We start from the raw sequence: 13579 nt of genomic DNA on the forward strand, positions 1-13579 counted from the left end.
CCCGTGTCCGACGCCCCGCTCCCGCCGCTCCAGATCGCCGACGTCCAGCAGTCGGCGGCCGAGGAGCTGGACCGGATCTCCGCGGTGATCGACGAGCTCGGGCATCGCTTCCGCAACGCCGGGCACCAGCTGGCCCTGGTGGGGGGTCCGGTACGCGACGCGATGCTCGGTCGGCACCACAACGACCTCGACTTCACCACCTCCGCGCACCCCGACCAGACCGAGGCCCTGCTCAAGGGCTGGGCGGACGCGATGTGGGACATGGGTCGCGACTTCGGCACGATCGGCTGCCGCAAGGGCGAGTGGCAGGTCGAGATCACCACCTACCGCTCCGAGTCGTACGACGCGAGCTCCCGCAAGCCCGACGTCCAGTTCGGCGACACCCTGGCCGGCGACCTCGGCCGCCGGGACTTCACCGTCAACGCGATGGCCGTGCTCGTCCCGGACCGTGAGTTCGAGGACCCCTACGGCGGCGTGGTCGACCTGGCGCACCGGGTGCTGCGGACGCCGGGCCGGCCCGAGGACTCCTTCTCCGACGACCCGCTGCGGATGATGCGGGCGGCCAGGTTCGCCGCCCAGCTGGGGTTCACCGTCGACCCGGCGGTCGTGGCGGCGATGACCGCGATGTCCGAGCGGATCGAGATCATCTCCGCCGAGCGGGTCCGCGACGAGCTGGTGAAGCTGGTGTGTGCGCCGTACCCGCGCCTGGGGCTGACCCTGCTGGTGGAGACCGGTCTCGCCGCCCGGGTGATCCCGGAGCTGCCCGCGCTGGCGCTCGAGCGCGACGAGCACCACCGGCACAAGGACGTCTACGAGCACACCCTGACCGTGCTCGAGCAGTCGATCGAGCTCGAGGACCGGTTGCCCGGCGGAGGACCCGACTTCGTCTCGCGCTTCGCCGCACTGATGCACGACGTCGGCAAGCCCAAGACCCGTCGCTTCGTCGGCGACGGCACGGTCACCTTCCACCACCACGACGTGGTCGGCGCCAAGATCACCCGCAAGCGGATGCGGGCGCTGCGCTTCTCCAACGACGAGATCGACGCGGTGACCCGGCTGGTCGAGCTGCACCTGCGCTTCCACGGCTACGGCTCCGGGGAGTGGACCGACTCCGCGGTACGACGCTACGTGCGCGACGCCGGCCCGGAGCTCGAGCGGCTGCACATCCTGACCCGCGCCGACTGCACCACCCGGAACCAGCGCAAGGCGGACCGGCTGCGCCGCACCTACGACGACCTCGAGGAGCGGATCGAGCGGCTCTCCGAGGAGGAGGAGCTCGCCTCGATCCGGCCCGACCTCGACGGCAACCAGATCATGGAGATCCTGGGCATCGGCCCGGGTCGCGAGGTCGGCCAGGCCTACCAGCACCTGCTCGAGCTGCGGATGGATCGCGGTCCGATGTCCGAGGAGCAGGCCCGGGCCGCCCTGATCGAATGGGCCGCGCAACGCTGATCACAGTCCTGCGGCCGTGACATACCGCCGGTAGGTTCGTTGGCCGGGGTAGCCGTCGTCCCACCAACCCTGGAGTGCCGCATGCCCGAAGAGATCGACCCCCTGCTGGAGGAGACCATCGAGGTCGCCGCGAGCCCGGCCACCGTCTGGTCCCTGGTCTCCGACCTGGGCCGGATGAGCGCCTGGAGCCCGCAGGTCGTCAAGACGTTCGTACGAGGCGGCCCGGTCCAGCAGGGCACCCGGACCTTCAACATCAACCGGCGCGGCCTGCTCGTCTGGCCGACCCAGGCCAAGGTGGTCCGCTTCGAGCCCGAGCGCGAGCTGGCGTTCCGGGTGAAGGACAACTTCACGGTCTGGTCGTTCACCCTCGAGCCCACCGACGCCGGCACCCGGATCATCCAGCGTCGCGAAGCCCCGAACGGCATCTCGGACATCTCGATCAAGCTGACCGCCCTGGTCTTCGGTGGCCAGCGTGGCTTCGGTGGCGAGCTGCGCCAGGGCATGCGCCAGACCCTCAGCCGGATCAAGGCGGAGGCCGAAGCCGTCTGACCCCGCCCCGGCCCCACCCGGAACCGGCCCGCCGTCCTGCGAGGACGACGGGCCGGCTCTGCCTTGGGGGCCCCGGGGCGGGACGTCAGCGGATCGTGACGAAACCCTCCATGTAGGCAGCGCCGCGGGTGACGACGACGCGGACCTCGTGCTCGCCCCGGCCGAGGCCGGCGAACGTGCGGTGGTACCTCATCTTCGGCGTCCGCGAGTTGTTGCGGAACCTCAGCGACCCCACCTTCACGCCGTCGATGAACACCTTGGCGGCGCCACCGTCACGAGCCCGGCCGTGCCACAGGTCGACCCGGGGTCCGGTGATGGTCGTGGTCAGGGTGTCCTGGCCGCGACCGCGCCCCTTGTTGTCGCAGTGGCTGCCGCCGCGCGAGTCCGACTGGACCATCCGCCAGCTCCCGGTCCAGGCGACCGAGCGGTCGCCGCAGCCCGTCGAGCGCCGGACCAGGATCTTCTGGCGGGTGACGTCCTTCGCGCCCCTCGGGTCGGTGACCGTGAGCGTGATCCGGTGGTTGCCGGCCTCGCGGTACCTCACCCGGGCCACCCGCGTCGTGGCGTCGACCTTGCTGCCGCCGTCCCCGAAGTTCCAGGAGTAGGTCAGGTCTCGCCCGTCGGTCTCGGCGTCGCTGGAGCCGCGAGCGTCGAGCTTGACCCGCTGCTTGACGAACGGCGAGTTCGGCGAGACCTTCATCCGCGCGTCCGGGGCCGTGTTCGGGGCCTCGGTCACGGTGACGACGATCGTGTCCGTGTCGGTGAGCCCCTGCGGGTCGGTGACCAGCAGTTCGACGGCGTACTCGCCGGCAGTGTCGAAGGCATGCTCGACCACGGCGCCCGAGGCGTCCTTGGCGGGCGCACCGTCGTCGAAGTTCCAGCTGTAGTCGAGGCTGTTCGGGTCCTCGGCGTCGGTCGAGCCGGTGCCGTCGAAGGTCACCGTCTCCCCGGTGCTGGCCTCCAGCGTCTCCGGGCCGGCCTCGGCCACCGGCGCGGTGTTGGGCGTCTCCACCTTCGGCTCGTAGCCGTAGTCGAACTCGGCGCAGCCCGCACCCATCGTGAACCGGACGTCGCCGGTCAGGTCGCCACCGGCGGGCGAGCTCGGCCCGGGGCCGTTCTCGTTGCCGGTCATGGCCAGCACCTCGAAGCCGAGGCAGTCGTAGCGGAACCGCCACGGGTTCGCCACGCTCGGGTAGCGGCTGTCCCGCTCGGTGTTCGCCGGGTTCCGGTAGTTGTCGGTGTGACCCTGACCGGCGTCGGAGAAGGCCTTGCGTCCGGCCGCGGCGGTGAACGCCGCGTCGTTCAGGTTCGGCGAGGAGCTGCCGGGGGTCGGCGTCGCGTCCAGCGGGGTCTGCGCCGGCGGGTCGTCGGTGCCGGCGTTGCCGTAGCCGTGCGCCTCGTCGGTGTAGGCGAGGTAGAGCCCCGCCTGGAACGCCGCACCACCGCGGTCGGCCTGGCCGTGGCCGTCGAAGTCGAAGCCGGAACGGTCGCGCATCTCGAGGTAGTAGGCGTGGTCCTGCTCGGAGGCGGCACCCGCCTCCAGGAACTTCCAGCCCAGGGTGCAGCTCTGGGCGACGGTCAGGTCCTCGCGGCAGCCGCCGTTGAAGACACGACCGTCGTCGGGACCGCCGTCGGACTCGAAGTCCGTGGCGAAGATGTCGTACGGCGCCTTGCCCGGCTCGGTGACCGTCACCTTGAGGTCGTCGATGAACCAGCCGGGACGAGCCAGACCCGGGTCGGTGGCGTAGCTGAACCGCAGGGCGCCGTTCGGCTTCCCGACCAGGTTGGTGATGTCGTAGCTGTCGGAGAGGAAGACCGGGTCCGGCACGTCGCCCGTCTTGCGGTCGAGCGCCTCGCTGCCCGCCTCGTAGGAGCCGCTCGAGCCGGTCAGACCGTTGTTGAACGTGGCCTGGCAGCCGTTCTGGTTCGGGTTGCCGGCGCTCGGGTCGGTGTTCGACGTGGTGTAGCCGTTGAGGGAGGGACGCGAGGTGTAGCTCTTCCCGTTGTCGACCGTGGTCAGGACGTAGCCGTAGTCGTAGTCCCACTCGATGTCCCACAGCGACTTCATGGAGAGCCTCGCGGTGGTCCCGGCCGGCAGCGTGGCCAGGCCGGGGATCGAGAAGTCGAGGTTGCGACCGGCCTGCGGGGTGCAGCCGAAGTCGTTGCCCGACCCCGACCACCAGGCGTGCTTCTTGGTCGCGGTCTCACCGGTGTCGAACTTCGCCGGGTCCAGGAGCTGGCGACCGGGGAGCTTCGCGACGTACATCGCGGAGTTCTGGACGCGGCCGTCCACGCCTTCGGTCAGCGTGTACGGCGTGCCGTCGGGCCGCTGCCAGACGATCGTGTCGGTGTCCTCCTTGGAGTCGGTGATCGCCGACGCCGTCCGGGTCTCGCCCGGCTCGAGGACCTGCGGCACCACCCAGCCGAGCTCCTGGCGGGAGAAGGCGTCCATGTTCTGCGACTTGTCGGTCGCCATCAGGTTCCAGTCGCCGTAGGTGTCACGGTTGCCGGTGGAGTAGAAGTCCGGCAGGCCCAGCGAGTGGCCGTACTCGTGCGAGATGACGCTGGCCGCGTCGATGGCGGTCTCGGGGTTGACGTTGTAGGGGCCCACCCGAACGAAGACCGGGAACTCCGTGGTGGTCGTGGTCATGTCGGTGCGCGAGGCGTCGGTGTAGAAGAGCAGCCGACCCTCGAGGTCCTTGAGCTGGTCGTCGGTGGTGAAGCCGGCCAGGCCGGTGGCCGGGTCGGTGTAGTAGTACTCCAGCGAGGAGGAGTGCGGCCAGACGTTGTCGTAGGGCGCGTCCGGGTAGTCGCAGCCGAGGACGGTCAGCTGCGAGGAGCCGTTGCCGCCGCAGCCGGCGAAGACCGCCATGAAGAAGTCGACCACGCCGTCCTTGTCGGTGTCGTAGTCGGAGTAGTCGATCTCCGGGTCGGCCAGCGCGGCCGCGTCGAAGACCATCTTGCCCGTGGGGCCGCAGCCGGAGTCGATGTCCTGGAGCGTGCCGACACCCGTGACGGAGCCGGTGATGGCGGTGCCGTTGGAGTCCGAGCCGTAGTAGCCGGTGTCACCGGGCAGGTTGTAGATGCCGTCGGTGATCCGCTCCGGGTAGTTGACCGGGTTCGGGATGCTGCCGGGGACGTCGGCGAGCGTGTAGCCCTGGCAGGTGTTGCCGGGCATTGCGCGCTTGGTGAACGGGAAGCCCTTGGCGTAGGTGAAGTCCGCGGTGGCGATGCCGGCCGAGGGCACGGTGCCGTTCGGGAACAGCTGACCCAGCGACATCTCCTGGAAGAGGTTGAACGTCGAGCCGTCGAAGGTGGGGTCGTTGATGATCTGCTCGAGCTGGTCGCCGCTGTGCTCGGCCTGGTAGGGCCGGTCGAGGTACTGGATCGGCACCACCGGGAACGGGCGGTCGCCGTAGCGCGCGCTGTCGTAGGTCTCGTTCGGCGGGATCACCTTCGGGCCGTGGCTGGTCACCGGCGCCGCCGCGACGCCGCCCAGCGTGAGCTCGGCGGTGGTGGAGAGGTCACGCCACACGATGGTGGGCTCCGCCACCACGGTCGCGGCCCGGCTCTCGAGGACCATGCTCTGCGATCCCTTGGCGGCGATCACCGGCACGGCCCAGGTGACGGTCTTGCCGGCACTGGTGATGACGCCGCCGGACCCGGCCGCCGTGATCAGGGAGCCGCGCGGGGCGGTGACCTTCACCGTCGCGCCGGCGATCGGGGACTCGGTGGGGTTGGTCACGATGATCCGCGAGGGGTAGCTCTCGCCGGGCTTCACCCAGCCGACCGAGGAGACGAAGCTGTTCTCGATCTGCAGCGTGGTGCTGGTGGCACCCACCGTGACCGCGGTGGCGCCCGCGTCGGCGGAGGCGAAGTCGCCGTACGTCGCGTCGACGGCACGGACGCCGATCACGAGGTCGCGCGCGCCCGTCTCGAGGCCACGGGTGACCGAGCCGGGGACCATGGTGGAGAAGGTGCCGTCGCCGGCCGCCGTCACCTCCTGGGTGCCGAGCACCTCGCCGGTGGCGTCGCTCACCGCGAGCGTGAAGCGCGCGGGCACGCCGTCGCCGGGGCGCCCGACGTCGCCCTGGGTGACCGTGGCGATGGTGCCGGAGACCTTGAACTGCTGGCCCACCCGGATGCTCCTCGACTGGTGGTCGAAGTCGGCGGTGAGGAGCTTCTTGCCCACCGTCGAGACGGGGCTGGTGGCCTCGGTCGCGTTGGCGGTGGTGAACGGCAGGGTGACGAGACCGGCGCTGAGCCCGGCGACCAGGGCGGTGGTGACCGCGGTCGTGCGCAGGCGTCGCAGGTGGGACTGAGACATGGGGATCCCTCGAGAGTTGGTCACGCGCGCGAACGCGCGATGGCGGTGACGGTGCAACGAGTCGAGGGGGGAGGCGGTTACGAAGGTGCCGTGAGGTGTGGCGCACGCGGACACCTCGCGAGCAGTCCCACCCGGCCCGGACGCACCAGTGCCCCGGAAACCAGGAGGTTTCCGGGGCACCGGGGTGCTGCGGGGTGGAGCGGTCGGTCACCGCGGCCCCGGGGGCGGGTCGGGCGCGACCGCCCCGGGTCACTCCTCGCCGAGGATGAACGCCTCCACGCGGCGACGGCCCTCGTCGTCGGGCAGCTGCACCGGCGGGGACTTCATCAGGTACGACGACGCCGAGATGATCGGGCCGCCGAGACCGCGGTCCTTGGCGATCTTGCAGGCGCGGATCGCGTCGATGATGATGCCGGCCGAGTTCGGGGAGTCCCACACCTCGAGCTTGTACTCGAGGTTGAGCGGGACGTCACCGAAGGCGCGGGCCTCGAGGCGGACGTAGGCCCACTTGCGGTCGTCGAGCCACTGGACGTAGTCCGACGGACCGATGTGCACGTTGCGGGCACCGAGGTCGTGGCCGATGTTGGAGGTGACGGCCTGGGTCTTGGAGACCTTCTTGGACTCCAGGCGCTCGCGCTCGAGCATGTTCTTGAAGTCCATGTTGCCGCCGACGTTGAGCTGGTAGGTGCGGTCCAGCACGACGCCGCGGTCCTCGAACAGCTTCGCCATCACGCGGTGCGTGATGGTGGCACCGACCTGGGACTTGATGTCGTCACCGACGATCGGGACGCCGGCGTCCTCGAACTTCTTGGCCCAGACCGGGTCCGAGGCGATGAAGACGGGCAGCGCGTTGACGAAGCCGACGCCGGCGTCGATGGCGCACTGGGCGTAGAACTTGTCGGCCTCCTCGGAGCCCACCGGGAGGTAGGAGACGAGGACGTCGGCCTGGGTGTCCTTGAGGACCTGGACGACGTCGACGGCCTGGTCGTCGGACTCCTCGATGGTCTCGCGGTAGTACCGGCCGAGCCCGTCGAGGGTCGGGCCGCGCTGGACCAGGACGCCGGTCGGGGGCACGTCGGCGATCTTGATCGTGTTGTTCTCCGAGGCCTGGGTGGCCTCGGCGAGGTCGAAGCCGACCTTCTTGGCGTCGACGTCGAAGGCTGCGACGAACTCCACGTCCTTGACGTGGTAGTCGCCGAACATGACGTGCATGAGCCCCGGGACGGAGCCGGCGGGGTCAGCGTCCTTGTAGTACTCGACGCCCTGGATGAGGGAGGTGGCGCAGTTGCCGACCCCCACGATTGCTACTCGTACCGAACCCATCGGGATTCCTTCCTGTCCTACTTGTGCTGGTCGGCCGAGGGGCCGGTTGCGGTGGGAGATGACTCGTCAGGTGGTGCGGGTGGTGCGGGTGAGCCGTGCGTGCGCTCGGCGTTGATCAGGTCGGAGAGCCAACGCACTTCGCGCTCCACCGATTCCACGCCGTGGCGCTGGAGCTCGGCGGCGTACTGGTCGACCTCCTTCTGGGTCAGCGCGAGCTGGTTCTGGACCCGCTCGAGCCGCTCCTGGAGTCGAGTACGACGCCCCTCGAGGACGCGCAGGCGGATCTCCATGTCGGTGCGCCCGAAGAAGGCGAACCGGATGTCGAAGGTGTCGTCCTCCCACGCGGTCGGACCGACCTCGGACATCAGCCGCTCGAACTCGCGGTGTCCGGCCTCGGTGACCTGGTAGACGATCCGGGGACGACGGGTCACCGGGGTGACGGTGGCCGTGGTCTCCTCGATCAGCGCGCCGCGCAGCATCTTCTTCAGCGTGGGGTAGAGCGAGCCGTAGGACAGCACCCGACCCCAGCCGAGCATCAGGTTGAGGCGCTTGCGCAGCTCGTAGCCGTGCATGGGTCCCTCGTGCAGCAGTCCGAGGACTGCCAGCTCGATGGTCTCTGCGCGACGTGCCATGCGACCTATCGTACCGATATATCCAGATGGCGTGAATCGGCGTCGCCGCGCGCGTTGCGTACCCTGTGTTCGGTGTGCCTGCTGGGCGCGCTGTTCCTGCACGCGTCGTTACGGGCGCCAGTCGCTGCCCGTCGAGTCCCCCCGGAGTGCCGAAGTTGAGTGGTAAGCGCAAGACTGGCGGAGCCGCCAGGAAGTCCGCCCGCAAGCCCGCCGAGCCGGCAGGCAGGGGCGCCCTGGTCAAGCGCATCCTGAAGTGGGGCCTGGTCGTCGGCCTGGTCGGCGCGCTGCTCGGGGCCCTGGCCCTGGTCGTGGTCTACAAGAAGACCGACATCCCGGACCCCAACAAGGACTTCCAGACCCAGACCTCGTTCATCTACTACGCCGACGGCGAGAACGAGCTGGGCCGCTTCGCGACGCAGAACCGGGTGTCGATCTCCCTCAAGGAGATGCCGCAGAACATCCAGGACGCCGTGGTCGCGGCCGAGAACCGCACCTTCTGGACCGACAAGGGCATCGACCCCAAGGGCATCCTGCGCGCCGCCTTCAGCAACGCCCGCGGCAACTCCACCCAAGGGGCGTCCACGATCACCCAGCAGTACGTCAAGATCCTCTACCTGACCCAGGAGCGCTCCCTGAAGCGCAAGGTCAAGGAGGCGGTGCTGTCGCTGAAGATCCAGAACCAGCTCAGCAAGTCGCAGATCCTCGAGGGATACCTCAACACCATCTACTTCGGTCGTGGCGCCTACGGCATCGAGGCGGCCGCGCACGCGTTCTTCGACGTCAAGGCCAAGGACCTGTCGCTGCGCCAGGCCGCGGTGCTGGCCACCGTGCTGAACAACCCCGCGAACTTCGACCCGGCCAACGGCAAGGAGAACAAGCAGGCCCTCAAGACCCGCTACCGCTACGTGCTCGACGGGATGGCCGAGCTGGGCTCGGTCAGCGAGCAGAAGGCCGAGAAGGCGGCGAAGCGGCTGCCGAAGTTCCCCGAGATCGAGGCGCAGAGCCAGCTCGGCGGCCAGCGCGGCCACATGCTCACCCTGGTCCGCAAGGAGCTCAACGCGCTCGGCTACTCCGACGAGGAGATCGACGGCGGTGGCCTCCAGGTCACCACCACCTTCACCCAGCAGGCGATGAAGGCTGCCGAGGAGGGCGTCAAGGAGGCCAAGCCCGAGGGCTTCGGCGACAAGGAGCTGCACATCGGCGTCGCCAGCGTCGAGCCCGAGACGGGCGCGCTGCGAGGCTTCTACGCCGGCCAGGACTACCTCGACTCGCAGATCAACTGGGCCGTCGCCGGCGGCATGGTCGGCTCGACGTTCAAGCCGATCACCCTGGCCACCGCCCTGGAGAACGGCTACTCGCTCAAGGACACCTTCGAGGGCAACTCGCCCTTCGAGTTCCCCGACGGCCTGACCGTCCAGAACGAGGGCCCCGGCACCGGCAACGACTACGGCTCCTCGGTCAACGCCGTGTACGCCCTCGAGCAGTCGATCAACACCGCCTTCGTCGACATGTCCGACAGCATCCCGGACGGGCCGAAGAAGATCCTCGCGATGGCCAAGCGGATGGGGATCCCGCCCGCCAAGGAGGACCCCAACTACGAGAAGGACGCCAAGAAGTACCCCGGCATCCCCGGCACCAGCCGCGACCTCGAGGCCGACTCCCTGCTCACCCTGGGCAAGGCCCGGATCAGCGCCGTCAACATGGCCAACACCTACGCGACCCTCGCCAACGAGGGCGAGCGCGCCGACGTCCACGTGGTGGAGAAGGTCGTCGACCGCAACGGCGAGGAGCTGTGGTCGTACAAGCAGTCGACCGACGAGGCCATGGAGAAGGACATCGCGGCCGACACGTCGTACGCGATGCAGCAGGTCGTCAAGAACGGCACCGGCCGCGCTGCGCAGGGCCTGGACCGCCCGGCCGCCGGCAAGACCGGCACCGCGACCAACGACAAGGGCGAGGTCTCGTCTGCCTGGTTCGTCGGCTACACCCCGCAGCTGGCCACCGCGGTGATGTACGTGCGCGGCGACGGTGACGACCAGCTCCGTGACTGGCTGCCGTCGTACTTCGGGTCGCGCTACCCCACCGAGACCTGGACCGCGGTGATGAAGCGGGCCATGGAGGGCATGGAGGTCGAGGAGTTCCCGCCCCCGGCGAACGTCGACGGCGACGCGCCCGAGGAGGGCCACGCGCCGTACACCCCGCCGACCAAGCCGCCCTCGCGCAAGCCGTCGCCGACGAAGACCACCGAGTCGCCGACCACGAAGCCGTCGAAGACCCCCACGGCGCCGCCGTCCAGCTCGGCTCCGCCGACCTCGTCGCCGCCGTGCGGTCCGCTGGGCTGCGAGTCCAGCTCGCCCCCGCCGTCCTCGAGCTCGCCGCCGTCCTCCTCCTCGCCGCCGCCCTCGAGCAACAGCCCGTCGTCCGGTGGCTCCGGCTCCGCTGCCCCCCGGCCGCAGGCCAGCCCGCGGGCGGTGGCCGCCCGCGAGCCTTTCTGGTACGCGTGGTGGTGACCGGCCGATGAGCGACCGGGTCCACCCCACGCTCGACGACCCGGTCGTGGCCTCGCTCAGCGAGGGAGTCGGTGGACCCATGGGGAGCCGCGGCACGCGCCACCCCTGGTGGACCCCGCTGCGGGTGGTGCTCGCCCTGACGGCTGTCTGCTTCGCGCTGGGGATGGTGCAGAAGAACACCTGCTACCAGGCCTCCTGGCAGAACGGCGACACCCGCTACTCGCACATGTGCTACTCCGACCTGCCCTACCTCTACACCGGTCGCGGGTTCGTCGAGCTGAACTGGCCCTACTCCGGCGACGAGCAGGTCCGGGCCCGCTACGACGTGATGGAGTACCCGGCCGGCATCTCCTACTTCGCGTGGGGGAGTGCCTGGGTGACGCACTGGCTCAGCGGCTCGCCCGACCTCTCCCCGCGCTACGGGAGGTCGGTCGGCAAGCTCACCGAGGAGAAGGCGATCCAGCGCGAGATGCGGCTGTTCGTCACGGTCAACGCGATCGGTCTCGCGGCGGTGACCCTGCTCGCCGCCTGGTTCCTGGCCGGGGTGCACCGGCGTCGCCCCTGGGACGCCGCCCTCTTCGCGCTCTCGCCGATGCTCGCGCTGACCGGGCTGGTCAACTGGGACCTGCTCGCCGTCGTCACGGTGGCCGGCGCGCTGTGGGCGTGGTCGCGGGACCGGCCGGTGCTGACCGGGGTGCTGATCGGGGTGGGGGCGGCGATCAAGCTCTACCCGCTGTTCCTGCTCGGCGGGGTGCTGGTCATCTGTGCCCGCGACCGCCGGTTGATGCGGTTCGCGACGGCCGCGGTGGCGGCTGCCGGCGCCTGGGTGGTCACCAACCTGCCGGCCTACCTGACCGGACGCGAGCAGTGGGACGTCTTCTGGCGGTTCAACGCCGACCGGGGCGCCGACCTCGGCTCGATCTGGCTGGTGATCCAGCAGGTCCGCGACGGCAGCGAGGCGTTCTCGTTCCACCCGGTCACGATCAACCAGGCCTCCTGGGTCTTCTTCGGGTGCTGGTGCCTCGGGGTGCTGCTCCTGGGCATGTTCGCTCCGCGCACCCCCCGGCTGGCCCAGCTCGGCTTCCTGGTCGTGGCCGGCTTCCTGCTGGTGAACAAGGTCTACTCACCCCAGTACGTGCTCTGGCTGCTCCCGCTGGCCGTCCTGGCCCGGCCCCGGTGGCGCGACCAGATCGTCTGGCAGGCCGGCGAGCTCTTCTACTTCGCCGCCGTGTGGTGGTACCTCGGCGGCTTCCTCAGTCCCGGCGGTGGGGGCGACGTCGGTGCCTACTGGGTGGCGATCGTCGTCCGGATGGTCGCGGAGCTGTACCTGGTGGCCGTGGTGGTCCGCGACGTGCTCCGTCCCGACCACGACCCGGTGCGTGCCGGCGAGGACGAACCGGAGCCGGAGGCGGCGTCGCCGCTACCGGAGCCGGCCCTCAGCCGCTGACGACGACGCTGTCGAAGCGGGTCGCGGTGAAGCGCACCCGGACGTCGACCTGCTCGCCGATCTCCGGCACCCGGGGGCCGTGCGGCAGGAAGAGCATGGAGGCCTGCATGTGCGGGGGCTCGGCGAAGAGCCGCTGCTTGCCGTGGATCGAGAACGGCGAACGCACGAAGCCCACCGCGTCCAGGCCGCCGCGGGCCAGCGTGGCGGCCCGGGCCCGGATCGTGGTCTCCCCGGTCGGCGCCTCGAGCCCGATCCCGTGGGCGGTGCCGCCGCTGACGACCAGGATGTGGCCAGACTTGGGCGCCGTGCGGCCGCGGTAGCCGAACACGTCGCCCCGCTCGACCGGGTGCACGTCCAGCACGGTCGCGTGCACGCGGAGGGCGCCGCGGTCCCCGAGCCACAGGTCGGTCCCGATCCGGGGCCGGATCGTGAAGTCGGCGTACGACGCGCGCAGCGCGGACAGCTCGTCGCGGGTCAGGTGGCTGACCCAGATCGTCCGGGTGCGCAGGCCGGCCGCGACCACGTCGTTCAGCAGCCGGTGCACCTCGGAGAGGTGGGAGCCCTGGGCGAGCGGCAGGTGCAGCGCGATCCCCTCGAGCCGGGCGCCGGGGTGCTGGGCCAGGATCGGGGCGCAGGCCCAGAGCTCGCGTCCGGAGAGGCCGTGCCGCAGCATGCTGGTGACCTGTTCGAGCACGAACCGCGCCCGGGGCTCGCGGGCCAGCAGCTGCTCGAGGTCCTCGACGCGGCCCACGGTGTGGATCACCCGGTCGGCCAGCGCCGGGTCCGCCTCGAGCGCCGGGCCGAACGGGCGCCACGGCGTCAGGACCAGCAGGTCGCCGGAGAACCGCTGGGCGACCTCCGGCAGCTCGTCGTAGGTGCCCACGGCGATCGTGTCGACGCCGAGCCACGCGGCCCGGCGGGCCAACCGGCCCACGCCGAAGCCGTAGCCGTTGCCCTTGATCACGGGGGTCAGCCCGGGGGTCTCGTCGGCGACCGCGCGTAGGTGGCTGCGCCAGCGGGCGCCGTCGACGGCGAGGGTCAGGCTCATCGCGGGCCCCTCAGCCCCGGCGCCGGAGGTAGAGCTCGAACGCCTTGTAGAGCGGCCGGTTCAGCGGGAGGTCCCACTCGCCGACGTACTCCACGGCCTCGCCGCCGGTGCCGACCTTGAACTGGATGAGGCCCAGGTGCGGGTCGTCCGTGGCCAGGGTGTCGGTGATGCCGCGCAAGTCGTAGACGTCCGCACCGGCCGCCAGGGCCGCGCGGATCATCGCCCACTGGACGCCGTTGGAGCCGCGCACCTCGCGCTTCTCGGTGGACGAGGCGCCGTAGGAGTACCAGG

Annotated in this window: 9 protein-coding genes; 4 read left to right on the plus strand and 5 right to left on the minus strand. The window is 70.4% G+C overall.

Annotation, left to right across the window (positions count from 1 at the left end):
* Positions 1 to 3 precede the first annotated feature (3 nt).
* Together ABZE72_RS01525 and ABZE72_RS01530 are read left to right on the plus strand one after the other, a co-directional pair.
* Positions 4 to 1452 carry a CCA tRNA nucleotidyltransferase gene (locus ABZE72_RS01525; RefSeq protein WP_372727245.1) on the plus strand — a complete coding sequence of 483 codons (1449 nt, stop codon included), beginning with the start codon at positions 4 to 6 and terminating at the stop codon, positions 1450 to 1452.
* An 81-nt stretch (positions 1453 to 1533) separates the two neighbouring features.
* Complete coding sequence (locus ABZE72_RS01530; RefSeq protein WP_372727246.1) at positions 1534 to 2001, plus strand: SRPBCC family protein; 468 nt, start codon at positions 1534 to 1536, stop codon at positions 1999 to 2001.
* 85 nt (positions 2002 to 2086) lie between these two features.
* Here the strand turns inward: ABZE72_RS01530 and ABZE72_RS01535 are convergent, their stop codons facing one another.
* From ABZE72_RS01535 to ABZE72_RS01545, 3 genes are all read right to left on the minus strand, one after another.
* Positions 2087 to 6328 carry a PKD domain-containing protein gene (locus ABZE72_RS01535; RefSeq protein ID WP_372727247.1) on the minus strand — a complete coding sequence of 1414 codons (4242 nt, stop codon included), beginning with the start codon at positions 6326 to 6328 and terminating at the stop codon, positions 2087 to 2089.
* A gap of 249 nt (positions 6329 to 6577) precedes the next feature.
* Positions 6578 to 7651 carry an inositol-3-phosphate synthase gene (locus ABZE72_RS01540; RefSeq protein WP_372727248.1) on the minus strand — a complete coding sequence of 358 codons (1074 nt, stop codon included), beginning with the start codon at positions 7649 to 7651 and terminating at the stop codon, positions 6578 to 6580.
* 17 nt (positions 7652 to 7668) lie between these two features.
* Positions 7669 to 8283: a helix-turn-helix transcriptional regulator gene (locus ABZE72_RS01545; protein WP_372727249.1), complete on the minus strand. Its 615-nt coding sequence runs from the start codon at positions 8281 to 8283 to the stop codon at positions 7669 to 7671.
* 155 nt (positions 8284 to 8438) lie between these two features.
* Between ABZE72_RS01545 and ABZE72_RS01550 the strand changes: the two genes are divergently transcribed.
* Together ABZE72_RS01550 and ABZE72_RS01555 are read left to right on the plus strand one after the other, a co-directional pair.
* Positions 8439 to 10793: a transglycosylase domain-containing protein gene (locus ABZE72_RS01550; RefSeq protein ID WP_372727250.1), complete on the plus strand. Its 2355-nt coding sequence runs from the start codon at positions 8439 to 8441 to the stop codon at positions 10791 to 10793.
* A 7-nt stretch (positions 10794 to 10800) separates the two neighbouring features.
* Positions 10801 to 12240: a glycosyltransferase family 87 protein gene (locus ABZE72_RS01555; protein WP_372727251.1), complete on the plus strand. Its 1440-nt coding sequence runs from the start codon at positions 10801 to 10803 to the stop codon at positions 12238 to 12240.
* Here the strand turns inward: ABZE72_RS01555 and ABZE72_RS01560 are convergent.
* Both ABZE72_RS01560 and ABZE72_RS01565 read right to left on the minus strand, forming a co-directional pair.
* Positions 12230 to 13288, minus strand: a complete 1059-nt coding sequence (locus ABZE72_RS01560) for an alanine racemase (protein ID WP_372727252.1) — start codon at positions 13286 to 13288, stop codon at positions 12230 to 12232. The two genes, ABZE72_RS01555 and ABZE72_RS01560, sit on opposite strands and share 11 nt — an antisense overlap.
* Before the next feature lie 10 nt (positions 13289 to 13298).
* Positions 13299 to 13579, minus strand: a 281-nt coding sequence (locus tag ABZE72_RS01565) for a lipid II:glycine glycyltransferase FemX (RefSeq protein WP_372727253.1), incomplete at its 5' end; no start/stop codon positions are given.

It is taken from the genome of Nocardioides sp. (assembly GCF_041600255.1).
In the GTDB taxonomy this organism is placed as follows: domain Bacteria; phylum Actinomycetota; class Actinomycetes; order Propionibacteriales; family Nocardioidaceae; genus Nocardioides.